Source organism: Allobrachymonas chironomi DSM 19884, assembly GCF_000374625.1.
Taxonomy (GTDB): domain Bacteria; phylum Pseudomonadota; class Gammaproteobacteria; order Burkholderiales; family Burkholderiaceae_C; genus Brachymonas; species Brachymonas chironomi.
Genome location: NZ_KB894774.1, coordinates 50824 through 72526, shown reverse-complemented (window position 1 = coordinate 72526; position 21703 = coordinate 50824). Strand labels below are relative to the sequence as shown.

Genomic DNA, 21703 nt, shown 5'->3' with positions numbered 1-21703 from the left:
CAGGCTGAACACCAGGGCGGCTTGATCGCGTGACATGGCTCCACTGACGATCTGGCTGTTTTGCTTCGCCTCCGGCCCAATCAGATGGGCCAGCAGCAGACCAGCAATAAGGCCACTCTTGCCGTTTTTGCGGGCAATCGATAGATAAGCGCGGCGGGTACCTTGCTCGTTGTCATAGACAGCACGGATAAACTCCTTCTGGAAATCGGCCAGCAGCAGCGGCTTGCCCACATGCGCACCCTCCGGGGTCACACAATGGCGCTCGATGAAGGCAATCACACGCTCAGCGCGGGTCATTGCAAACCCATCGGGATCAGATCATCATCCTGCTCGGCACGCGCTTCACGCTCGGCAGTGGCAGCGTTCACCATGTCGGCAGCACGTCCTACTGTTGCCGTCGGATGCACGGCCACCGAACGGGCCAGCGCCATCGCCAGACGCGTCAGCTTCGCGTGCTCATCAGAACCGACCTCCATCCCTTGAATGGCAAAATTGACACGCGCCAGATTCGCGGCCAGCACCAGGTCAGAATCTGTCCAGGTATCACGCGGGCGGCTCGTCACAATGGCCTTCCAGAACGGTTTGCAGGCTTCGGGCAGGGCTACATACTCGGGCGGCTCGATAGGCGCACTGGCAGCATTCTGGTGCGCTTGCAGGGCTATTTCGCAGGTCGAACTGGTACGCTTAGGTGTTAACTTCATGATTGCCTATTTTTTAAGCAGATTCCATTGATTCAAGGGGTACCGTGCGGTTCGTTCGCCTCGGTTGCTGGCGATTTCTTGAGAATCGCTATCATCTGCACCCATGGGCCACCCAGCGGAATACCACTTTCATCGTATCCAGTCGGCAGCTTGCCGGTCGCAGTCTTGATGCTGTGACACTCGTGCGCCAGGCCCATCAGGTTGTCCATGCTGTTGTTGGTCGGATCACCGTCCACATGGTCAACGTCCGTGCTCGGCGCACCACAGCCACAGCAGCACAGCGGATCACGCGCCAGGACAGCTTCGCGCAGCTTCCTCCACGCCTTGCCGTTCAGCGCCAGCGTGCGGCCTGTCTCCAGTTGGCGTTGTTTGAGCGTCTTGGGTGCAAACAGTCTCATTTCGGCGGCTCCATCGGCTTGAACAGGTCGGACTTGATCGCGGGCAGGTTCTCCAGCTTGCGAACCTCGGCAATCGTCATCCATCCGGAATTGATGGCCTTCTCATAGAAGTTGGCACGGTTGGCGGCATCACCGCGCAGCAGGCCTTCTGCAGTGAATTCCGGGAAATAGATGCGCCGGCCTGCACTGCTCAACAGTTGGCGGCTGATAGCCCCCTCCCATGCGCTCATGTGGCGTTGCAAGCTGTGCACGACAAACCAGCGGTTCATCTCCACGCTGTTGCTGAAGTTCGCATGGCTCAAATCACCGATCAGGACGGGCGGCACCTTGAACACGCGGGCCACCTCCTGCACGCTGAATTGACGCGCTGCAATCCACTCGGCATCTTCCAGCGTCATGGTCATGTGCTTGAATTTCGTACCGGCCTCCAGAACAGGAACACGGCCAGCATTCGCTGCACCGGCATATTGCGCCTGCCAGGATGCTTTCAGTGCTTCGCGCTGCTCGGGCTTGAGGACACCGGGGACATTCAGCGTACCGGACAAGCGGGTACCGTTGTCGAAACTGGATTGACCGTGCTCCTGTTCGGACAGCGCCAGCTCGAACACGCCACGCGCTGCGGCAATCGGGGACAAGCCCACCAGCGGGTCACCGCCAGCACGATGGCGCAGATGAAACACCTCATCAGGCAATAGCTTCTCGCTCCTGCCGTCAAGATTGATGTACTCGTACCCGGCAATCACATCGCCATGGCGCTTGATGTTCACGCGCTCCGGGGCCAGCGGGAACAGACTTCTGACCTGACCGTCATGCCCTCGGGTGATGCGTGCATAGCCGTTGCCGTGCAGCAGCATGGATGCCGTCAGCCACTCGATGAATTCCTGCGCACTCTGGTACTCATTCGGCGCGTGATGCAGCACCGCGTACAAGGGATGCGAGTCGGCACGCTCGCGCTCGTCACCGTCGCGCTTGTACAGATGCAGCGGCAGGGAACCCACCGCCTCCGAGATCACGGACACAGCCGCATAGCACGCGGCAAGGGACTGCGCAGCATCTACTGTCACGGTACCTGTTCGCTTGGCAAGGAAGTCAGACCAGTACGGGTCAAAGTTCCGTTGCTCGATGCCCAGCAGGGACTTGATGCGGTTCATCATTTACACGTCTCCAGCCACATGCGGGCAGGTGTACGGGCCTGCTTCATGCGCAGGGCTACCGATGTTTGCGGATAGGCGGGCCAGGACTGCACCACGGTGACTTCGTGCAATTCCACCTCGCGCAGCTCGCGGGTGTCGCCTGTCCATACCTCATCTGCCGGAACGAAACCGAAGGACATGCCACCCAGATCGCCACGCGCTGCCAGGGCAGCAAGATCACGTCCGGCAGTGGTGTCCGGCAGCGTCAGCGTGAAGGCCAGGCCGTGCGAATCTTCCGACAGCGCCAGCGTGCCGGACGATGTGCGACCCAGCACGGTCTTTGGATCATGGTCAGCCAGCGCCAGAACATCGCGGCCACTCTCCAGCGAACGGATGAAGGCACCGGGTGCAATGCGCTCGATGAAGTCACCCACACGGGTATCAGCGTTGAACACGGCGGCATAGCCGGTCAACGTGCGGCCACTGGCTTGCAGGCCAGTCGCCATTCGGTGTTCGATGTTCGGCGCGGCCATGGCTTACACCACCAGGTCAGAAGCCAGCACGAAGGCTTCAGGACGGCGCACCACCGCATCAGCCGTCATCAGGGCGCGAACCTGCACGGCACCACGGCTGTACGGGCCTTCTGCATACGGGTTCGCCAGAATCTGCACGGAGTCCCACACGCCAATCAGCAGTTGGCGGAAGTCACCCAGCAGGACTTGCCCGGTCGCACCGCTCAGCTTCATCTGGTTCGTGATCGCCACCGGCAGGTCAGCCATGCGGCCGCCTTCCATCAGGTAGCTGGAACCGGCAGAAGCCGCTTTCAGCGTCGTGCGCAGCTTCGTGGCGCTCTGCGGCTCGGTAATCCAGGCATTCGGCGTGATGTTCTTGATCGCCAGCCTTTCCAGCATCTCTTGCACGGCAGACCAGGACAGGGTCGCCAGCGTGCCGGTCTGGATGCCGGTCGTCTCCAGGATGCCCAGCGGCTCCTTGAGGCCGCCACCCTCCAGCAGTGCCAGGTCAAACGAACAGGCCATGACTTCGCCCAGGTCGTTGCGCACCAGGGCTTCGATACTCGGGCTTGACTGTTGCAGCAGTTGGCGGCTCAGCTCGGTGAGCGCACCGATGTGGCGCGGCTTCAGACCGATGGTGTCGAACGTCATGCCGGTATCGGTCAGGGCATCACCTTCAGCGATCCAAGCGGCAGACATGCCAGTCTTGTGGCGCGGGATCACCACATCACCGCGCAGGCCGGTCAGCACCGTGGCACCCAGACCCTGCACCAGACGGCTGTTGCGCAGCGGCCCCACAAACAAATCCTGTCGGAAGTCCTCGGGCACGATGCCTTCAGCGGTCGTAGTGGTCTGCGCGGCGCGGCTCTCGAATGCGGACAGCGGCAGGTGAACACCACGTTTGCCTGTGCGGCGCTCGACCTCTGCCGAATACTCAGCCGTGGCACCAGTCAGGGCGCGGGATTCCACTTGGGCATTGATCGCCTCGATGATGGACACGCCACCGGCCAGCTTCTGTTCGTGCTTGTCCGTACCCAGGGCGCGGCGCTCGGCATCTTGCAGATACAGGGCGCGTTCCTCTTGAGTCTCCAGCTTTTGTACTTTGGCCTTCAGGGTGTCAAAACGGGCAGTGTCGTCGGCGGTCATCTCGGCCTTGTCGGCCAGGGTACGCATTTCTGCCACCAGGGCAGCGCGGCTTTCGCGCAAATCGTTCAGTTTCATGGTTTTCTTTGCAAAGAAGTTAAGGGTGCTTAAATTTTAAGCAATCTCTACCATAAACGCAACTCAGTTGCAATAGTGCGTCAGACGTGAAAAAGCCCACCGAAGTGGGCCACGGGATTCCGCAGGATTGGAACCAGATAGGCCGGGACAGTTGTTTAACGGTTAGGCCACGCGTCGGTCACGCGTCGTCATCCGTCACTGTCGCGTCATCCATGGGGCGCTCGCTGTTTTCTCCCTTGTTTTCTCCCTTGTCAGTCCCTTGCCATTTAAATTGGTGGGAGATGGTATATCTAGATGGTGTCCGGGAGACGGTCCAGACGAAGTGGTCAAAACTGCCTTGATAGGACCGGGAGACGGTCCAGTAGCGTGGCCCTCTGGTCCGGGAGACGGTCCTATAGGGCGGCCTTCTGGTCCGGGAGACGGTCTAAGGGATTTTTTTGAATCGCGGTATGCGCCACGCCTGAAGTCGGCAGCTTCCGGGTCATAACCGGAATGCTTGTCCAAGACGTACCAGGTGACGGCGTACCAACTTGCCTTGTTGGGTCTGGCCCCCTTGCACGTCTCGAAAATCAGGCCAGCTTCCAGCAGTTCACGTTTGGCTCGCGTCAACACGTCCTTGCTGTTCCAGCCTCGCGGCCTCAGGTAGTTCATGCTGCACAGCAAGCGGCCATTGTTGTCTCGGACATACTGACGGGCGATCTCCAGCAGCAGCGCTTTGGCCGGATGGCTCAGGCCCTGATACGCGGCACTGTCCAGCACTGACCATGGCAATGCAATGAAGCCGCCGGGATCGCGGCCAGTGTTGTACTTGCTCTTGCCGCGTGCCATTTAGCCCTCCAGCAGCTTGCGCGGCAGGAACGGGGCCAATGCTTCCTTGGCCTTGGCATACGCTTGCTGCTTGTCAGCAGCGCCTTCCATGGCTTCGCTGGCGATGTGCTGCACGGCAATCATCATGGCCTGCTGCGGAATCGGAGCCTTGCCACGCTGGCCAGCCTCGACATGCGCGGCCTTGTTCACCAGCTTGTTGATGTTCATGTGCAGCAGGCGGTCTTTCTCGGTGCCGTCATGCAGTCGGGTCAACTGGTCGTGCATGGCGTGATAGGTCGGCAGGTACTCTTGATGCAGCTCAGCAGCCTTGCGGGCTTCCTTGAAGGCCTGCACCAGTTGAACCTTCATTGCCACCACGGCGGCAGTATTGCGGGCGAAGGTCAGCAGCAGATAGCATTGATCTTCGTTCAGCAGGGCAAAGCGCTGCGGCCTGCCCCCCTTCTTGCCGGTAGGTTTCTCCGTTTGAAACGGAACAACCCCGAACGCATGGAATTGGTCTGCATAGCGCTCGATCAGACCAATGATGTTCTTGTGCTGGTTGCCGGTCACCGGAGCCAGCAGACGCGAATCAATCCTGGCTTCGCCTTTCTTGACGATAACGGGCAGGTTCATTACTGCACCTCCTGTTGCGCCTTCAGCCAGTTTTGCAGCGTCTCCGCCTTCCAGCGAATACAGCGTGCGCTCAGACGAACCGGAGCCGGGAACGTGCCCGCTTTCACGCGGCGGCGAATAGTCGGCTCTGACAGGCCGGTCAATTCCTTGACCACGGCCATGATCAGCAAGGCTTCGGGGATATACAGGGATTTGACCGACTGGCGGGGCTTCTTTTCGGTCGTAGTGGTATCGGCTTGCATATTGGCCTCCATGAATGAACATGGTGCCAATGGTGCCGATTAGGGATTATCGGAACCAGTCACGCGCTAGCTCTTGCGCGCATCCGCTAGCGCTTGCGTTTTTTCTTCCACTCCGTGATGTCCTTCAGGATGGTTTCGTACTCTCGTTCGCCGTCGAGTAGCGGCACCATAGTAACCGCCATTTCCTTGTGCTTCATTCCCATCTGGTAGTTGGCATCTAGCCACTTGAACACGAATTCTTGGTTATCTGCGTGCCTCTTGTTGGTCTCCTCTGCGCCTTTTCGGGCAGTTTCGGACCTAACTCGACCTTTGTCCTCTTCGCTGATTTTTGCCAGCCTCATGGCTGTGCCTGTTATTGTTACAAGCAAGTGCTCTCGCTCAGTTCGCTTGCGTTTATCTAGTCTGTAAAGCGAGTCCAGCAGATCAAAAAAATACATGTACCAGAAGGCGAATCTCTCATTTGGAGTGGCGTTTTCTGCCCCATTACCAAAATCATCCCATTCACTAGATTTTTCCAACAGGCTTGCGTAGTCATACCTTAGGGAAGCTTGAGTTTTGTATAGGATTCTAGCGTGATTTCTAATTTCCTTAACGATCTCACTTATTTGATCTTCCCATCCATGCTTATCGTGGCGATAAATCGGAAACGCAAACCCTTCAAACATAACATCAACAGGATTAACATGAAACTCTGGAATTACAAGCCAGTTATCACAGTCGGACAGTAGTTGATTGAGCCTCTTCTCATCCATAGCATCCCCCTCGCACCCTGAAAAGATGCCAGTCCAGCCCGTCAGGGGTAACGGGGTTTCGGTGATCAGCCTAGGACCGGCGAAACTGTTATGCCCTCAACGGGATGATCTTTGCACCCTCGCGCAGTCTGTCGAGATGATCGGCCCATAGCTGCATCAGCTTGCGGCGCTGCTCCATGTACTCGGTACGGTCATAGGCAGCACCCAGTACCCCACTCTTTCCGTGCGCTAACTGTGCCTCGATCACGTCAGGATTGGCGTTCAGTTTCTCCACCAGCAGCGTCCGTGCCGTCGCCCTGAACCCGTGTGCAGTCGCTTCCTTGCCGCTGAATCCCATGCGGCGCAGAGCAGTGTTTACCGTGTTTTCCGACATGGGCCTGATGCGGGAGTGTAGGGACGGGAACACATACTTGCCGTCACCCGTGAATGGCTTGACTTCCTCCAACACCTCGATGGCTTGCCGGGGTAGAGGAACGAAGTGCGGGCGACCATTTTCCTTGCCGTGCAGCGTGCGCTTCATCTTGGCGGCGGGGATCGTCCACATGGCAGCATCAAAGTCAATTTCTGCCCACTCCATCATCCTGATGTTGCCAGGACGCTGAAATAGCAAGGCAGACAGTTGCAGCGCGGCTTTCGTGGTCGGCTGATGTGGGTAGACATCGATGGCGCGGAGCAGATCGGTCAGCGGCTTTTCGTCCACGATGGCGGCCATGTGCTTGACGCGCACCGGCTCCAATGCACCGTGCAGATCAGGTGCCGGATTGCTGGTACAGCGGCCCGTGATGATGCCGTAGCGGAACACCTGCCCGGAATACTGGCGTAGAGAATGGGCGGTTTCGATGGCGCCACGCTTTTGCACCTTAAGCAACGTCTGATGCAGGATAGGCGCGGTCACGTCGCGCAGCGGCAAGCCTCCGATATGCGGAAACATGTCCTTTTCCATGCGCTCAATCCAGCGGGCAGCGTACTTCTGACTCCAACCCTTGGCCTTGGTCAGATGGAATTCGCGGGCGACTGTCTCGAACGTGTTTTCAGATTGCAGCTTGTTGGTGAGCCGTTCGGCCAGTCGCTTGACAGCAGGATCACTGCCAGCACGCAGCAGGCGGCGGGCATCCTCGGCAAGACTGCGGGCATCGCGCACGGTGACTTCTGGATAGCCACCCAGTGCCAGGCGCTTTTCCTTGCCGTCATAGCGATACTTCCAGAACCATCGCTTGGAGCCAGTGCGGGACACCTCCAGATAGACGCCTTGCGCGTCCGTATAGCGTTCTCGGTTCTTCTCAGGGGGACAAGTGGCCCGCTTGCATGCGGCTTCGGTGAGCATGGGGGAACGACTCCTTTTGCGTTTCTCTGTTCCCCCAGATTGTTCCCCCAAAAGTCCTAAAAATCAAGACCAATCATGTCCGCCATGATCGATCAGGAACAACACCAAAACCCCTAACCCTTTGATTTTCCGTGCTTGTGATCGAAACTTGACGGCTAAGATTGCCTAAAATGGCCTGCCCGGAGGGACTCGAACCCCCGACCTGCTGCTTAGAAGGCAGCTGCTCTATCCAGTTGAGCTACGGGCAGTCATGGCTGGCGATTGTACCGGGCAGACGCTGGCGCGCAGGTACAAAAAAAGGATCGGCGCGATGCCAATCCCTGGATATATGGTCGGAGCAGAGAGATTCGAACTCCCGACCCTCTGGTCCCAAACCAGATGCGCTACCAGACTGCGCTATGCTCCGAAACGGTTGATTATAGCGGGTCTGCCGGATGATTGCAGGACCGCCACGGCTTATTTCTGCAAGATGCGCAAGCCGCACCGGACGGGCAGCCGGCTGCCGCTATAGTGGCATGAACGATCCCGGAATCGCAACAACTACAGGAGACTTGCCCATGGCCCCCAGCTTTCGCCCGCTCGACGGCATCCGCATTCTCAGCCTGGCGCTGAATCTTCCCGGCCCGGCAGCGCTGCAACGATGCGCCGACCTGGGCGCCGTCTGCAGCAAGCTGGAACCACTGGCCGCCCCCGGCCAGCGCAGCAGCGACCCGATGCTGGCCTATACGCCGCAGGGCTACGAGGATCTGCACCAGGGCATCCGCATCCTGCAGGCCAATCTCAAGACCGCTGAAGGCCAGGCCCTGCTGCACGAAGAGCTCGCCCGTACCGATGTGCTGCTGACCTCCTTCCGCAAGAGCGCCATGCTGAAACTTGGCGTGGACTGGAACACCCTGCATGCGCGCCATCCGCAGCTTTCGCTGGTTGCCATCTATGGCAATCTGGACGATCCCGATGAAGCCGGACATGACCTGACCTACCAGGCGCAGAACGATCTGGTCAACGGCCTGCACATGCCGCCCACCCTGTTTGCCGACATGTCCGGTGCGCTGATGGCAACCGAAGCCGTGCTCGGCTGCTGCCTGCACCGCCAGGAGCACGGTTGCGGCACGCTGCGCGAAGTCGGCCTGAGCCAGGCAGTTTCCTTTCTGGCGATTCCGCGTACCCGCTATGCCATGCTCGGAGCCGACACCCCGCTGGGGGGCCAGCACGTCGGCTATCGCGTCTATGCCTGCCAGGATGGTCGCGTGGCACTGGCGGCCCTGGAGCCGGTGTTCTACCAGCGCCTGTGCCAGCTGATTGGCGGACTGGACGCCTCCGATCCCGGCCTGATGCTGCGCCCGGAAACCGGGCATATCATTGGCCAGTGGCTGGCCGGCAAGACACGCGCCGAACTGGGCGAACTGGCACGCCAGCACGATCTGCCACTCGAAACCCTGCCCGCCTGAGTCCGAACCGGAGCCCTGCATGACCCCCAGCTACAGCCAACAACAGGAACTGATTGAACTGGCCGAAACCGCCATGCGCGAACGCGGCCTGTGGCCGGATTTCTCCTCTGCCGCCGAGGAACAAACGGCCGCCATGGAGCACCCCGGCGAACCGCACGGTGGCGAAGTGCGTGATCTGCGCGACCTGCTCTGGTGCTCCATAGACAACGATGACTCGCGTGACCTGGACCAGATCACAGTCAGTGAATCCTTGCCCGATGGCGCGGTGCGCATCCTGGTCGGCATTGCCGACGTCGATGCCCTGGTACGCCAGGGCACGCCGGTGGACCAGCATGCCGCCCACAACACCACCTCGGTCTATACCTCGGCCATCATCTTTCCGATGCTGCCCGAAAAGCTCTCCACCGGGCTGACCTCCCTGAATCCGCAGGAAGACCGGCTGGCCATGGTGACCGACATGGTGTTCCAGCCCGATGGCACGCTGGCCAGCGCCACCGTCTATCGCGCCTGGGTGCACAACCACGCCCAGCTGGCCTACGACGCGGTGAGTGACTGGATCGTCGGCAAGGGTCCGCTGCCCGAGGCGGCTGCAGCCGTGTCTGGCATGGATGCACAGTTGCGCACGCAGGATGCCGTCGCGCAGCAGCTGCGCGCACGCCGCATCGACAACGGTGCGCTCGAATTCCAGACCTTCCAGCCCAAGGCGGTGTTCCAGGACGGCAAGCTGGTCAAGATTACCGAGCAGGAACAGAACCGTGCGCGCCAACTGATCCAGGAGTTCATGATTGCCACCAATGGCGTCGCCGCGCGCTTTCTGGCACAGCAGGGCCGCAGTTCGCTGCGTCGCGTGGTGCGCTCACCGGAACGCTGGCAACGCATCGTCACCGAGGCTGCCCGTCTCGGCACCGAGCTGCCGCCGGAGCCTGACGGACCGGCGCTGGAAGCCTTTCTGGCACAGCAGCGCCGGCGCGACCCGGACCGTTTTCCGGATCTGTCACTGACCATCATCAAGCTGATGGGTGCCGGCGAGTACGCTCTGGAAACACCAGGCGGCAACAGCACCGGCCACTTCGGCCTGGCGGTGCGCGACTATTCGCACTCCACCGCACCGAACCGCCGCTTTCCGGACCTGGTCACGGCGCGCCTGCTCAAGGCGGCCCTGAAGGATCAGGCAGCGCCCTACTCCGATGACGAGCTGGCGCGCTTGGCCGAACACTGCACGCGCCAGGAAGATGCCGCCAACAAGGTGGAACGCCAGATCCACAAGTCCGAAGCTGCCCTGATCCTGGAAGCCCATATCGGCAAGGAATTCGACGGCATCATCACCGGCGTCTCCAAGGGCAACAACTGGGTGCGCATTTTCCTGCCGCCCGCCGAAGGCAAGCTCCATGTGCGCCGTGGCGACTCGGTACACGTCGGCAAGCGCGTACGCGTGAAGCTGCTGGCGACCGATGTGGAGCGTGGCCACATCGACTTCGAACTGCTCAGCTGAAGCCGCAGCCGCTCAGGCCTGATGCAGCTGTGAAGGCGGCATCGGCCGGCGGAACACGTATCGGCTGATCCAGCTGCGCATGCTCAGGTTGTGCAGGAAAATCCCGCCTACCATGCCGATCACGCTGCCCACCACGATATCGATCAGGCGCGCCTGAATGATCAGTTCCGGCGGCAGCTGCATGTTGGCTCCGGCTTCGGCCAGCATGATGGTCAGGGGCGTGATGAAGATCACCGCCAGGCCGTAGTGCCGCACCACCAGGCTCTCGATGACAAAGCTCAGCGCCGTCAGCGTCAGGCACAGGGTCCAGGCATTCATCGGCAGCATCAGCAACACCCAGGTGAACACCATGCCGGCAGCCGTGCCCAGGATGCGGTGCACCTGCTTGTTCCAGACCGCGCGCATGGTCACGTTCTGCATGATGACAATGCAGCTCACTGGCGCCCAGTAGGCCGAGCGCAACCCCATCAGCTCGGCCACCACCAGCGCCAGCCCGACGAACACGGCAATCAGCACCGAGTCATAGACGACATACTGGAAATCGTATTGCGGAGCCGGGGCAGGCTCTGGCGCAGGCAGGCGCGGCATCATCCACAGGCTGTAGACGAAAGCCACCAGCACCGCCACCATGCTGCCCATGAACACCAGCCCGACACGCAGCGGAATCAGCTCGACATCTGACGGCAGATAGGCCCCGATGGAGGCCACCATGATGAAGAAGAAGCTTCCGGGCGGCGGCAACCGGTAGAAGCGCGCCACCATGCCCACCAGCAGCGTCAGGAAGGTCAGCACCACCGGTGTTGCCAACGGGTGCAAGGCGCTGCCCATTTGCGCCAGACCGAAACTGGCCGCCATGCCGAAGGCACATACCATCAGTGCCACCATGCGCTGTGCCAGCGGCAGATTGGCGATGTACAGGAACACCAGCCCGCCAAGCGAGGACAGCACACCGTACTGCATGTGATCGAACCAGGCACCCACCGCCAGCGGCAGGCCGCTGGACAGGGCCGCGGCAAACGGCAACTGCCAGGGGCGGTCACTGTGCTTGAAATCCGTCAGGTGGAACCATTCGGTGCGAATGCGTTCCGAAAACTGCTGCAACAAGGTCATTTTGTGCGGTTTGCTTACCATAGAAAGACGGCATTGTCAGCCTTTTTGGGGCTTTCTGCTTGATATTTTCCAGTATTTTTTGTATAATGTAGGGATTCGACACGGCAAGCGCGACAGCAGCACCTCCGAGCTCGGCCCACCGAGGGGAAACAAGCCCCCCAACCGGCCCACCCATCGCAAGGACTGTACTCCAAATGTTCGCCCTTCCCTCTTGCCAATGTCAACCCCGAACACGCCGCCTGCAGCCAGGCAATGGGTGTCTTGGGGTTGCTCTTCATATGGCAAGTGTTTTCCTGCACTGGAAATCGGCTTTTCCGTTCCCATATGGCGAGCATGCGTTGCACCATGGCCTGCATGGTGCCTGCCCGGAACAGTTCAGAAGGAAGGGTTCAAGCCTATGGCCACCAAGAAAACCAGCATCGCCACCGATACCGAACAGGACGTGACCAGCACGCCTGTGGCCGAAGAGGTCAAGAAGCCGGTGCGTCGCACCACCACGCGCAAGACCACTGCTGCAGCCGCAACCGCAGCTGCTGCCGACGCGGACAGCAGCACCGCCGCCAAGCCGGCCACCACCCGCCGCACTGCCGCCAAACCGGCTGCCGCAGCGGCCGACGGCGAAACCCCGGTCAGGAAGACCACCACGCGCCGCACCACCCGGGCCGCTGCCACGGCAGATGCCGAAGCCACGGAAGGCAGCGCTGACGAAGCCACCACGACCGCCAGCAAGCCGGCCACACGCCGCCGTACCACGACTACCGCCAAGACCGCCACAACTGCCGCCAAGGCTCCGGCCAGGCGCGGCCGCAAGCCCGCAGCCAAGGATGATGGCGACGATACCGATCTGTCCGACGTGGAAAACGAATTCGGCGTGGACGAGGAGCCCGAGGAAGAAGCTCCTGCCGCCGAAACCGGCGTTGCTGCCCCGGCCGAAAAGGTCAAGCCGCTGCGCATGAAGCTGTCCAAGGCCAAGGAACGTGCCCTGATGAAGGAGTTCGGCCTGGACGAAGTTGCCCTGTCCGAAGAGGAAGTCTCCACCCGCCGCCAGCGCCTGAAGGAGCTGATCAAGCTGGGCAAGACGCGTGGCTACCTGACCAACGCCGAGATTTCCGACCACCTGCCCGACAAGCTGGTCGATGCCGAAACACTGGAAGTCGTCATTTCCATGATGACCGACATGGGCATTTCCGTTTACGAGCAGACGCCCGATGCCGACACCCTGCTGCTGAACAGCTCCAACACCGCCACCACCAGCGAGGAAGAAGCCGAGGAAGAAGCCGAAGCCGCGCTGTCCAACGTGGACAACGAATTTGGCCGCACCACCGACCCGGTGCGCATGTACATGCGCGAAATGGGCACGGTCGAATTGCTCACGCGTGAAGGCGAGATCGAGATTGCCAAGCGCATCGAGGGCGGCATGATGGACATGATGGAAGCCATTTCCGGCTCCCCCGCCACCATCGACGAGATCCTGGCCATGGCCGAGGAAATCCGCGAGGACAAGGTCGTGATCACCACCGTGGTGGACGGCTTTGCCGATGCCGACGAGAACGACGACTACGTGGCCGAGGAAGACGAGGACGAGGTTGACGACGACGATGACGGCGGCACCAAGTCCCAGACCAAGATGATGGAAATGGTCAAGAACGAGGCCCTGCGCCGTTTTGACGACATCCGCAGCAGCTTCAACACCATGCTGGCCGCCTACGAAAAAGGCGGCTACGGCTCGCCCGCCTACGTGCAGGCGCAAAAGGAAATCAGCAGCAAGCTGATGACGATCCGCTTCACCGCCAAGACCATCGAAAAACTGTGCGACACCGTGCGCGAACAGGTCGAGGAGGTGCGCAAGAACCAGCGCCTGCTGCGCCAGATCATCGTGGACAAGTGCCACATGCCGCAGGAAAAATTCGTGACCGAATTTTCCGGCAACCTGCTCAACCTGCAATGGGTGGAGCAGCAGGCAGCAGCCGGCAAGCCCTGGAGCGCCACGCTGGAACGCAATATCCCGCCGGTGCAGGAGTTGCAGCAGCGCCTGATCGACCTGCAAACACGCGTTGTCGTGCCGCTGGAAGAGCTCAAGAACATCAACAAGCGCATGATCGATGGCGAGCGCTTCTCGCGCAACGCCAAGAAGGAAATGATCGAGGCCAACCTGCGCCTGGTGATTTCCATTGCCAAGAAGTACACCAACCGCGGCCTGCAGTTCCTGGATCTGATCCAGGAAGGCAACATCGGCCTGATGAAGGCGGTGGACAAGTTCGAATTCCGTCGCGGCTTCAAGTTCTCGACCTATGCCACCTGGTGGATCCGCCAGGCCATCACGCGCTCCATTGCGGACCAGGCCCGTACCATCCGCATCCCGGTGCACATGATCGAGACCATCAACAAGATGAACCGCATCTCGCGCCAGCACCTGCAGGAATTCGGCTTCGAACCGGACGCCTCGATCCTGGCCGAGAAGATGGACATCCCGGAGGAAAAGATCCGCAAGATCATGAAGATCGCCAAGGAGCCGATCTCCATGGAAACGCCGATCGGCGACGACGATGATTCGCACCTGGGCGATTTCATCGAGGACAGTGTCAATACGGCCCCCATCGAAGCCGCCATGCAGGCCGGTCTGCGCGATGTGGTCAAGGACATCCTCGATTCGCTCACCCCGCGCGAAGCCAAGGTGCTGCGCATGCGCTTCGGCATCGAGATGGACAACGACCACACGCTGGAAGAAGTCGGCAAGCAGTTTGACGTCACGCGTGAGCGTATCCGCCAGATCGAGCACAAGGCGCTGCGCAAGCTCAAGCACCCGACCCGCAGTGACAAACTGCGCACCTTCCTGGGCAGCAACGACTGATGGCACACACCGGCACCCTCACCCGCGGCGCGCTCTGCGCCGCCGCCCTGTCCTTTCTGGCGCTGGCTGGCTGCAGCCAGAACGCCGGCAAGGCCCCCGCTGCGGCGGCCAGTGCAGCTGCTGCCGCAGCGGCTTCCGCTCCCGCTTCCCTTCCCACTTCTTCTGATAGCAACAAGATGAACCAGACCATTACCACGGCCAGCGGCCTGCAATACATCGACACCCAGATCGGCAACGGCGCCGAAGCCAAGCCGGGCCACCAGGTTCTGGTGCACTACACCGGCTGGCTGTACCAGAACGGCGAACAGGGTACCAAGTTCGACTCCAGCCTGGACCGTGGCCAGCCGTTTGCCTTTGGCCTCGGCCAGGGCATGGTGATCAAGGGCTGGGACGAAGGCGTTGCCGGCATGAAGATCGGCGGCAAGCGCACGCTGATTATCCCGGCCGAGCTGGGCTATGGCAGCCGCGGTGCGGGCGGCGTGATCCCGCCAAACGCCACGCTGAAGTTTGACGTGGAACTGCTGGATCTGCGCTGATCCGGCAAGGGCAGCAGTCAGCCTGCTGACTTCTGCCTCCCTGGCATCCACCCCTGATGCTAGCCTCCCCGAGCCCGAGGCCCGGGGAGCCTGCACCTTCTCCTTTCAGCAAGCGCGACAGCAGCACCTCCGACCAAGCCCTCCCGGTCTTCAAGCTACCGGCATGACATACAGGGCACCTTCTCTCGCAAGGGCTGTACACCAAATGATCGCACCTCCGGCTTGCTGCTGATCGCCACTGCCTGCGCCGCCTGGCGCTGACAGCTGACGGTTCCGCTGCATACCCTGTTACCCCTTCCTGCACGCCACTCCAGAATCGGCTGGCATGGACCGCCCTTTTCCGGGCAGGTCCGGCTGCTTGTGCCTGCGTGTCGATGTGCAGGGAATTTCTGTCCCGGAGCCCGCACCATGGCCACACGCAAGGAACTGGATCACCTCTATCACACCCTGGGGCTGCCCCCCAGAGGGCAGCGCCGCCTACCTATCCGCGAATCGGAAACCGAGATTGCCCGCAAACTGGCCAATGGCTGGGAAGACATCCTGCTCGGGCTGGTGCGTTGCCCGACCCTGTTACAAGCCTTGCTGAGCCGTCTTGCAGAGCAGCACTGGCGGCCCAACACCCACGGGCTGTACCCGCTGCAGCAGCTGCACAAGAAGATGCTCGACGCCAGTCTCCACCAGGATAACGAACGTTTGACCAAGCTGCATGCGGAGGTGCAAAAGCAATTGCAAACCCTGCATGTGCCGCTGCCCATGCTGCAGCAGTTGCACCGGTTGATGGAGCTGGCGCTGAAGGAAATCCGCTTCTGCCGCGAGCGCATGCGCATGGTGCTGGTGGAGCGTTGCCAACTGCCAGTCGACTGCATCGATACCGAACTGCGAGGAGAGCAGCTGAATACAGGCTGGCTGGCGAGCCTGATCGAACGTCACCCCCTGCAGCAAATGGCCCTGCAGGCCCATGGCGACGATGTGCGTGCCTTGCAATACCAGTTGCTGGCCCTGCAGCAAGCCTTGTGCATGCCGCTGCGCGAAGTAGATGAACTGGGCTACTACCTGGAAACCTTGTACCGCGACATGGTATTCGGCGCCCAGATGCTGCTCCTGACCCATTGGCGCAAGGCCATGAACCTGGTCAAGCACTCCGGCAAGTCCAGCCGCCATCCAGATACCCTGGCCAGCATTTGCGAAGCCGGCCACACCCTGCTGGAGTGCGCCGCCTTGAGCTATGTCCAGCCGTTCGGACAGCGTTTTCCGGATCATATGAAGCGGGTGCACCAAGCCATGGAGCAATCTCCTCCGTCCTTGCGCGGATTGGAGGACTGCCCCTACCCGGCCTCGACCATGAGCGCCTTGTCCGCCATGACCCGCCTGTACCAGCGCCATATGTGCGAGCACGGCTGTCCGCCCTCCACGCCCGACTATCTGCGTGTGCTACGTGTTCCCCTTGACCGGCAGGCTCAAGTGCTCGCCCTGCACCGGCAGCATCGGGAAAACGCCCACCACCTGCAACTGCAAGTGTTGCTGTATGGCTCAGTGCAGCGCAGCAGCAAACTGCGCGATTGGCTGCAGGGCTGATATGACCGGGGCAGGCAACCGCCTGCCCCGGTGGGAGCGGCCGCAATCAAGCCTGTTGTGCTTGTCCTGCAGGCCACACCCGCTGCAGCGCACGCGCGCACAAATACACCCACACGGGACAACCCAGCACCAGCACATAGGCCAGTATCGACACCTCACTCTCCCCTCTTCCGAACAGGAGCACGGAGCCAAAGGCATAGCAGCTTTGCAGGGCATGCGACACCATGGCGGCGGTCAGGGAGCCGGTCCAGAGATAGACCAGACCAAAAGCCAGACCCGTGACCAGATAGGCCAGTGCCAGGCGGCCTACCAGCGAATCGCCCAGATGTGGCATGGCAAAGGCCACTGCACTGACCACCAGCGCCAGTACCACGGCCAGATGCCGATAGCCACGCCGCTGCACATGGTCATGCACGGCGCGCAACATGATGCCGCGAAACAGTATCTCCTCGCACACCGGTGCCAGAATCACGGCGCTAAACAGAATCGCCAGATCCTGACCAGTGCCTTGACCCAGACCCATCTCCCGGAACAGTGCGGCCGCCTGCCCCTCGGTGGAAGTGCCCCAGGCCAGCATCCAGAACAGGACATGGGTCACGACAAAGACCGCTGCCAACAGGAGCAGCTCCTGCCGGCCCAGTCCGTGACGCAAGGCCAGATCTCTTGCCGTGGGCCACTGGCCGGTTGCCCAGGCCAGCAATGCCAGTGCCAGCACGACCGACCCGATCAACTGCAGCGGTGTCGCCAACATGTGCAGCACTGCCTGCCAATGCGCCGGCAAACCGGCACCCAGCTCGACGATCACCTGCAATTGCGAACCCAGCAAAATGGCCAGCAAGGCCAGCAGGCCATGCCAGAGACTCCACGAAGTCAAATGGTGTGCAAGACGGTTACGCAGCATGGCAATGGGCATGGGTCATGGTACACCCATACATCTGTCTGGTGCCATCCGGACTATGGCTGCGCCTCTTGAAACCGCATTGCCCGCCCCCATTTTGTCCCTTGTCGTGCAGCTGCGGCTGCCATTGTCTGACCCAACTTCTTCGAGCCATGACCCACACACAAGATCCACAGCCCGATTCCCAGCAGCCCGATCTGCAGCAAGCCACCAGCAACACCACCGATGCGGCCCAGTCCGCCATGGATGCTGCCGCGTTGCAGGCCCAGGTCCAGGAGCTGCAAGACCAGTGCCTGCGCGCCCAGGCCGAGGTGCAGAATGCCCGCCGCCGCGCCGACGAGGAAGTGCAGAAGGCACGCAAGTTCGGCATCGAAAGCTTTGCCGAAAGCATGCTGCCGGTACTGGACAGCCTGGAGGCCGCATTGGCAATTCCCAATGGCACGGCCGATCAACTGCGCGAAGGCACCGACGCCACCCTGCGCCAGCTGCAAAGCGCGCTGGAACGCAACAAGGTGCTGGCCATTGCCCCGCAGCAAGGCGACAAGTTCGATCCCAACCTGCACCAGGCCATCAGCGTGGTTCCCGCGCCCGAGGGCGTGACCCTGGAGCCCAACAGCATTGTCAATGTACTGCAAAAGGGCTACCTGATTGCCGATCGTGTTCTGCGCCCGGCACTGGTCATGGTCAGCCCCGCCTGAAGCCGTTTGTGACAGGCCGGATGATGCACATGCGGCCTTGAAAAGCAGCCGGACAACCACATATCTGAACCAGACGGCAACGCGCAGCAGCCCCATCCGGCCTGCCCTTGCCACTTATCGTATCTAGGAGCACATCAACATGGGAAAAATCATCGGTATTGACCTGGGCACCACCAACTCTTGCGTGTCCATCATGGAAGGCAACACCACGCGCGTGATCGAAAACGCCGAAGGCGCACGCACCACCCCCTCCATCGTCGCCTATCTGGAAGATGGCGAGGTGCTGGTGGGCGCACCTGCCAAGCGCCAGGCGGTCACCAACCCCAAGAACACCCTGTTCGCCATCAAGCGCCTGATCGGCCGCAAGTTTGCCGAAAAGGAAGTGCAGAAGGACATCGACATGCTGCCCTTCGCCATCGTGGCGGCCGACAACGGCGATGCCTGGGTCGAGGCCCAGGGCAAGAAGCTGGCCCCGCAGCAGGTCAGCGCCGAAATCCTGCGCAAGATGAAGAAAACCGCCGAGGACTACCTGGGCGAGCCCGTGACCGAAGCCGTGATCACGGTGCCGGCCTACTTCAACGACAGCCAGCGTCAGGCCACCAAGGATGCCGGCCGTATCGCCGGTCTGGACGTCAAGCGCATCATCAACGAGCCCACCGCAGCGGCCCTGGCCTTCGGCCTGGACAAGCAGGACAAGGCCGACCGCAAGATCGTGGTCTATGACCTGGGCGGCGGTACCTTCGACGTGTCGGTGATCGAGATTGCCGATGTCGACGGCGAAAAGCAGTTCGAGGTGCTGTCCACCAACGGTGACACCTTCCTGGGCGGCGAGGACTTCGACCAACGCATCATCGACTACATCATCACCGAGTTCAAGAAGGAACAGGGTGTGGATCTGAGCAAGGACGTGCTGGCCCTGCAGCGCCTGAAGGAAGCTGCCGAAAAGGCCAAGATCGAGCTCTCCAGCACCACGGCTACCGATGTCAACCTGCCGTACATCACGGCCGATGCTTCCGGTCCCAAGCACCTGAACATCAAGCTGACCCGCGCCAAGCTGGAAGCCCTGGTGGAAGACCTGATCCAGCGCTCCATCGAGCCCTGCAAGATCGCCATGAAGGACGCCGGCCTGAGCGTGAATGAAATTTCCGACGTGATCCTGGTCGGCGGCATGACGCGCATGCCCAAGGTGCAGGACACCGTGAAGGAGTTCTTCGGCAAGGAGCCGCGCAAGGACGTCAACCCGGACGAGGCCGTGGCCGTGGGTGCTGCCATCCAGGGCCAGGTGCTGAGCGGCGACCGCAAGGACGTGCTGCTGCTGGACGTGACGCCGCTGTCCCTGGGTATCGAGACCATGGGCAACGTCATGACCAAGATGATCCAGAAGAACACCACGATCCCGACCAAGTTCGCGCAGACCTTCTCGACCGCGGAAGACAACCAGCCTGCCGTGACCATCAAGGTCTACCAGGGCGAGCGTGAAGTGACCGCCGGCAACAAGCTGCTGGGCGAGTTCAACCTGGAAGGCATTGCCCCGGCTCCGCGTGGCACGCCGCAGATCGAGGTGACCTTCGACATCGACGCCAACGGCATTCTGCACGTGAGCGCCAAGGACAAGGGCACCGGCAAGGAAAACAAGATCACCATCAAGGCCAACACCGGCCTGAGCGAGGACGAGATCCAGCAGATGGTGAAGGACGCCGAGCTGAACGCCGCCGAAGACCACAAGAAGGTCGAGCTGGTGCAGGCCCGCAACCAGGGCGATGCCATGGCGCACAGCGTCAAGAAGAGCCTGGCCGAGTACGGTGACAAGCTGGACGCCGGCGAGAAGGACAAGATCGAAGCCGCCATCAAGGATCTAGAAGAAGCCATCAAGGGCGACGACAAGGAAGCCATTGAAGGCAAGACCAACGCCCTGATGGAAGCCAGCCAGAAGCTGGGCGAGAAGATCTACGCCGACCAGTCCGCTGCGGCTGGCGCTGCCGAAGCGCCGGCTGGCAATGCTGCCGCTGCCGACGACGACGTGGTCGACGCCGAAGTCAAGGAAGTGAAGAAGGACTGATCCGTCAGTTGCAGGGCAGTGCCGCCAGGCCCTGCCCTGCTGCCACGGACGTCGCGCCGCGCCCACCATTGGAGGTGACGCGGCGTTTGTGTTCCAGCCGGCACAGCTTGCCGGCTTACGGGAATAGCCATGTCAAAACGCGATTATTACGAAGTCCTGGGCGTGCCCCGCAACGCCGGCGAGGACGAGATCAAGAAGGCCTACCGCAAGCTGGCCATGAAATACCACCCTGACCGCAACCAGGGGGACAAGGCGGCCGAGGCCGAAGCCAAGTTCAAGGAGGTCAAGGAAGCCTACGAGATGCTGTCCGACAGCCAGAAGCGTGCGGCCTATGACCAGTACGGCCACGCCGGCGTCGATCCGAACATGGGTGCCGGCGGTTTCGGCGGCGGCTTTGGCGGCGGTTTCGAGAGTTTCAGCGACATCTTCGGCGACATCTTTGGCCAGGCCCGCGGTGGCCGTGGTGGCCGCCAGGTGCATCGGGGCAGCGACCTGAGCTATTCGATGGACATCTCGCTGGAAGAAGCAGCCAATGGCAAGGACGCGCAGATCCGCATCCCGAGCTGGGACGATTGCGACACCTGCCACGGCACCGGCGCCAAACCCGGCACCAGCAGCAAGACCTGCACCACCTGTGGTGGCAGCGGCGTGGTGCAGATGCGCCAGGGCTTCTTCAGCGTGCAGCAGACCTGTCCGCACTGCCACGGCTCCGGCAAGATCATTCCCGAGCCCTGCACCAGCTGTCACGGCCAGGGCAAGATCAAGAAGCAGAAGACGCTGGAAGTGAAAATCCCGGCTGGTATCGACGACGGCATGCGCATCCGCAGCGCCGGCAATGGCGAGCCCAGCCCGAACGGCGGCCCGCCGGGCGATCTCTACATCGAGATCCGCATCCGCAAGCACGAGGTGTTCGAGCGCGACGGCGACGACCTGCACTGCGTGGTGCCGATCAGCTTCACCAAGGCCGCGCTGGGTGGCGAGATCGAGGTCCCCACCCTCACCGGCAAGGCCGTGATCGACATTCCGGAAGGTACCCAGCACGGCAAGCAGTTCCGCCTGCGCGGCCGTGGCATCAAGGGCGTACGCTCCTCGGCCAATGGCGACCTGTACTGCCACATCACGGTCGAGACGCCGGTCAAGCTGACCGAACACCAGCGCAAGCTGCTCAAGCAGCTGGACGAATCGCTGGAAAAAGGCGGCGGCAAGCACAGCCCGACCGAAAAATCCTGGTTCGACAAGGCCAAGGACTTCTTCTCCTGATCGATGAAGCCCCATGCACAAGGCCCTGCAGCATGCATGCTGCAGGGCCTTGT

The 21703-nt window shown here is 61.3% G+C and carries 21 protein-coding genes and 2 tRNA genes; 8 read left to right on the top strand and 15 right to left on the bottom strand.

The genetic code is table 11. The features are described 5' to 3' along the window. The 13 genes from C513_RS0110305 to C513_RS0110250 all read right to left on the bottom strand — a co-directional run. On the bottom strand, positions 1–297 hold a 297-nt coding region (locus tag C513_RS0110305), incomplete at its 3' end, for a terminase large subunit domain-containing protein (protein ID WP_026320753.1). Then, positions 294–701 carry a hypothetical protein gene (locus tag C513_RS0110300; protein ID WP_018715931.1) on the bottom strand — a complete coding sequence of 136 codons (408 nt, stop codon included), beginning with the start codon at positions 699–701 and terminating at the stop codon, positions 294–296. The genes C513_RS0110305 and C513_RS0110300, both read right to left, overlap by 4 nt. A 32-nt stretch (positions 702–733) precedes the next feature. Then, positions 734–1099 (bottom strand): HNH endonuclease, encoded by a 366-nt coding sequence (locus tag C513_RS13245; protein WP_018715930.1) that lies wholly within the window; start codon positions 1097–1099, stop codon positions 734–736. Then, entirely contained in the window at positions 1096–2253 is a 1158-nt protein-coding gene (locus C513_RS0110290; protein WP_018715929.1) for a phage portal protein, read from the bottom strand. The genes C513_RS13245 and C513_RS0110290 overlap by 4 nt, the downstream gene beginning before the upstream one ends. Continuing rightward, the gene (locus C513_RS0110285; protein WP_018715928.1) at positions 2250–2765 is read right to left on the bottom strand and encodes an HK97 family phage prohead protease; all 516 of its coding nucleotides are present in this window, start codon (positions 2763–2765) and stop codon (positions 2250–2252) included. The genes C513_RS0110290 and C513_RS0110285 overlap by 4 nt, the downstream gene beginning before the upstream one ends. A 3-nt stretch (positions 2766–2768) precedes the next feature. Continuing rightward, on the bottom strand, positions 2769–3965 hold the full coding sequence (locus C513_RS0110280) for a phage major capsid protein (RefSeq protein ID WP_018715927.1): 1197 nt from the start codon (positions 3963–3965) through the stop codon (positions 2769–2771). 195 nt (positions 3966–4160) lie between these two features. After that, the gene (locus C513_RS14170; RefSeq protein WP_211215739.1) at positions 4161–4793 is read right to left on the bottom strand and encodes a hypothetical protein; all 633 of its coding nucleotides are present in this window, start codon (positions 4791–4793) and stop codon (positions 4161–4163) included. Further along, entirely contained in the window at positions 4794–5405 is a 612-nt protein-coding gene (locus tag C513_RS13945; protein ID WP_018715926.1) for a Rha family transcriptional regulator, read from the bottom strand. Beyond that, positions 5405–5647: a helix-turn-helix transcriptional regulator gene (locus tag C513_RS13240; protein ID WP_018715925.1), complete on the bottom strand. Its 243-nt coding sequence runs from the start codon at positions 5645–5647 to the stop codon at positions 5405–5407. Before C513_RS13240 ends, C513_RS13945 begins: the two co-directional genes overlap by 1 nt. Positions 5648–5733: 86 nt before the next feature. After that, complete coding sequence (locus C513_RS0110265; protein WP_018715924.1) at positions 5734–6399, bottom strand: hypothetical protein; 666 nt, start codon at positions 6397–6399, stop codon at positions 5734–5736. Positions 6400–6487: 88 nt separating this feature from the next. Beyond that, the gene (locus C513_RS0110260; RefSeq protein ID WP_026320752.1) at positions 6488–7723 is read right to left on the bottom strand and encodes a tyrosine-type recombinase/integrase; all 1236 of its coding nucleotides are present in this window, start codon (positions 7721–7723) and stop codon (positions 6488–6490) included. 171 nt (positions 7724–7894) lie between these two features. Further along, positions 7895–7971, bottom strand: a tRNA-Arg gene (locus C513_RS0110255). 81 nt (positions 7972–8052) lie between these two features. Continuing rightward, positions 8053–8129 (bottom strand) — tRNA-Pro (locus C513_RS0110250). 151 nt (positions 8130–8280) lie between these two features. Here C513_RS0110250 and C513_RS0110245 point away from each other — a divergent pair. Both C513_RS0110245 and C513_RS0110240 read left to right on the top strand, forming a co-directional pair. Beyond that, complete coding sequence (locus C513_RS0110245) at positions 8281–9171, top strand: CoA transferase (protein ID WP_018715922.1); 891 nt, start codon at positions 8281–8283, stop codon at positions 9169–9171. Positions 9172–9190: 19 nt separating this feature from the next. Continuing rightward, on the top strand, positions 9191–10663 hold the full coding sequence (locus C513_RS0110240; RefSeq protein WP_018715921.1) for an RNB domain-containing ribonuclease: 1473 nt from the start codon (positions 9191–9193) through the stop codon (positions 10661–10663). 12 nt (positions 10664–10675) lie between these two features. Here the strand turns inward: C513_RS0110240 and C513_RS0110235 are convergent, their stop codons facing one another. Continuing rightward, positions 10676–11773, bottom strand: coding sequence for an FUSC family protein (locus C513_RS0110235; RefSeq protein WP_018715920.1), 1098 nt, complete (start codon positions 11771–11773; stop codon positions 10676–10678). Positions 11774–12170: 397 nt separating this feature from the next. On the opposite strand from C513_RS0110235, the gene rpoD reads away from it, so the two are divergent. The 3 genes from rpoD to C513_RS0110220 all read left to right on the top strand — a co-directional run bounded on the left by rpoD (position 12171) and on the right by C513_RS0110220 (position 16735). Further along, on the top strand, positions 12171–14624 hold the full coding sequence (gene rpoD / locus C513_RS0110230) for an RNA polymerase sigma factor RpoD (protein WP_018715919.1): 2454 nt from the start codon (positions 12171–12173) through the stop codon (positions 14622–14624). A gap of 176 nt (positions 14625–14800) precedes the next feature. Then, complete coding sequence (locus C513_RS0110225) at positions 14801–15160, top strand: FKBP-type peptidyl-prolyl cis-trans isomerase (protein ID WP_026320749.1); 360 nt, start codon at positions 14801–14803, stop codon at positions 15158–15160. 408 nt (positions 15161–15568) lie between these two features. After that, positions 15569–16735 carry a hypothetical protein gene (locus C513_RS0110220; RefSeq protein WP_018715917.1) on the top strand — a complete coding sequence of 389 codons (1167 nt, stop codon included), beginning with the start codon at positions 15569–15571 and terminating at the stop codon, positions 16733–16735. A 46-nt stretch (positions 16736–16781) separates the two neighbouring features. On the opposite strand, the gene C513_RS0110215 is transcribed toward C513_RS0110220, so the two are convergent. After that, complete coding sequence (locus C513_RS0110215) at positions 16782–17609, bottom strand: CPBP family intramembrane glutamic endopeptidase (RefSeq protein ID WP_169335123.1); 828 nt, start codon at positions 17607–17609, stop codon at positions 16782–16784. Between the two features lie 176 nt (positions 17610–17785). Between C513_RS0110215 and grpE the strand changes: the two genes are divergently transcribed. From grpE to dnaJ, 3 genes are all read left to right on the top strand, one after another. Then, the gene (gene grpE, locus C513_RS0110210; RefSeq protein ID WP_018715915.1) at positions 17786–18331 is read left to right on the top strand and encodes a nucleotide exchange factor GrpE; all 546 of its coding nucleotides are present in this window, start codon (positions 17786–17788) and stop codon (positions 18329–18331) included. A 139-nt stretch (positions 18332–18470) separates the two neighbouring features. Next, positions 18471–20390 carry a molecular chaperone DnaK gene (dnaK, locus tag C513_RS0110205; RefSeq protein ID WP_018715914.1) on the top strand — a complete coding sequence of 640 codons (1920 nt, stop codon included), beginning with the start codon at positions 18471–18473 and terminating at the stop codon, positions 20388–20390. A gap of 129 nt (positions 20391–20519) precedes the next feature. After that, complete coding sequence (gene dnaJ / locus C513_RS0110200) at positions 20520–21650, top strand: molecular chaperone DnaJ (protein WP_018715913.1); 1131 nt, start codon at positions 20520–20522, stop codon at positions 21648–21650. Positions 21651–21703: the final 53 nt, after the last annotated feature.

Coding starts and splice junctions, on each gene's coding strand:
- C513_RS0110265 (WP_018715924.1), bottom strand. CDS start 6,399: ATGGATGAGAAGAGGCTCAATCAACTACTGTCCGACTGTGATAACTGG.
- dnaK (WP_018715914.1), top strand. CDS start 18,471: ATGGGAAAAATCATCGGTATTGACCTGGGCACCACCAACTCTTGCGTG.
- C513_RS13945 (WP_018715926.1), bottom strand. CDS start 5,405: ATGAACCTGCCCGTTATCGTCAAGAAAGGCGAAGCCAGGATTGATTCG.
- C513_RS14170 (WP_211215739.1), bottom strand. CDS start 4,793: ATGGCACGCGGCAAGAGCAAGTACAACACTGGCCGCGATCCCGGCGGC.
- C513_RS0110280 (WP_018715927.1), bottom strand. CDS start 3,965: ATGAAACTGAACGATTTGCGCGAAAGCCGCGCTGCCCTGGTGGCAGAA.
- grpE (WP_018715915.1), top strand. CDS start 17,786: ATGACCCACACACAAGATCCACAGCCCGATTCCCAGCAGCCCGATCTG.
- C513_RS13240 (WP_018715925.1), bottom strand. CDS start 5,647: ATGCAAGCCGATACCACTACGACCGAAAAGAAGCCCCGCCAGTCGGTC.
- C513_RS0110290 (WP_018715929.1), bottom strand. CDS start 2,253: ATGATGAACCGCATCAAGTCCCTGCTGGGCATCGAGCAACGGAACTTT.
- C513_RS0110285 (WP_018715928.1), bottom strand. CDS start 2,765: ATGGCCGCGCCGAACATCGAACACCGAATGGCGACTGGCCTGCAAGCC.
- C513_RS0110235 (WP_018715920.1), bottom strand. CDS start 11,773: ATGACCTTGTTGCAGCAGTTTTCGGAACGCATTCGCACCGAATGGTTC.
- C513_RS0110300 (WP_018715931.1), bottom strand. CDS start 701: ATGAAGTTAACACCTAAGCGTACCAGTTCGACCTGCGAAATAGCCCTG.
- C513_RS0110245 (WP_018715922.1), top strand. CDS start 8,281: ATGGCCCCCAGCTTTCGCCCGCTCGACGGCATCCGCATTCTCAGCCTG.
- rpoD (WP_018715919.1), top strand. CDS start 12,171: ATGGCCACCAAGAAAACCAGCATCGCCACCGATACCGAACAGGACGTG.
- C513_RS13245 (WP_018715930.1), bottom strand. CDS start 1,099: ATGAGACTGTTTGCACCCAAGACGCTCAAACAACGCCAACTGGAGACA.
- C513_RS0110225 (WP_026320749.1), top strand. CDS start 14,801: ATGAACCAGACCATTACCACGGCCAGCGGCCTGCAATACATCGACACC.
- C513_RS0110260 (WP_026320752.1), bottom strand. CDS start 7,723: ATGCTCACCGAAGCCGCATGCAAGCGGGCCACTTGTCCCCCTGAGAAG.
- C513_RS0110220 (WP_018715917.1), top strand. CDS start 15,569: ATGGCCACACGCAAGGAACTGGATCACCTCTATCACACCCTGGGGCTG.
- C513_RS0110240 (WP_018715921.1), top strand. CDS start 9,191: ATGACCCCCAGCTACAGCCAACAACAGGAACTGATTGAACTGGCCGAA.
- dnaJ (WP_018715913.1), top strand. CDS start 20,520: ATGTCAAAACGCGATTATTACGAAGTCCTGGGCGTGCCCCGCAACGCC.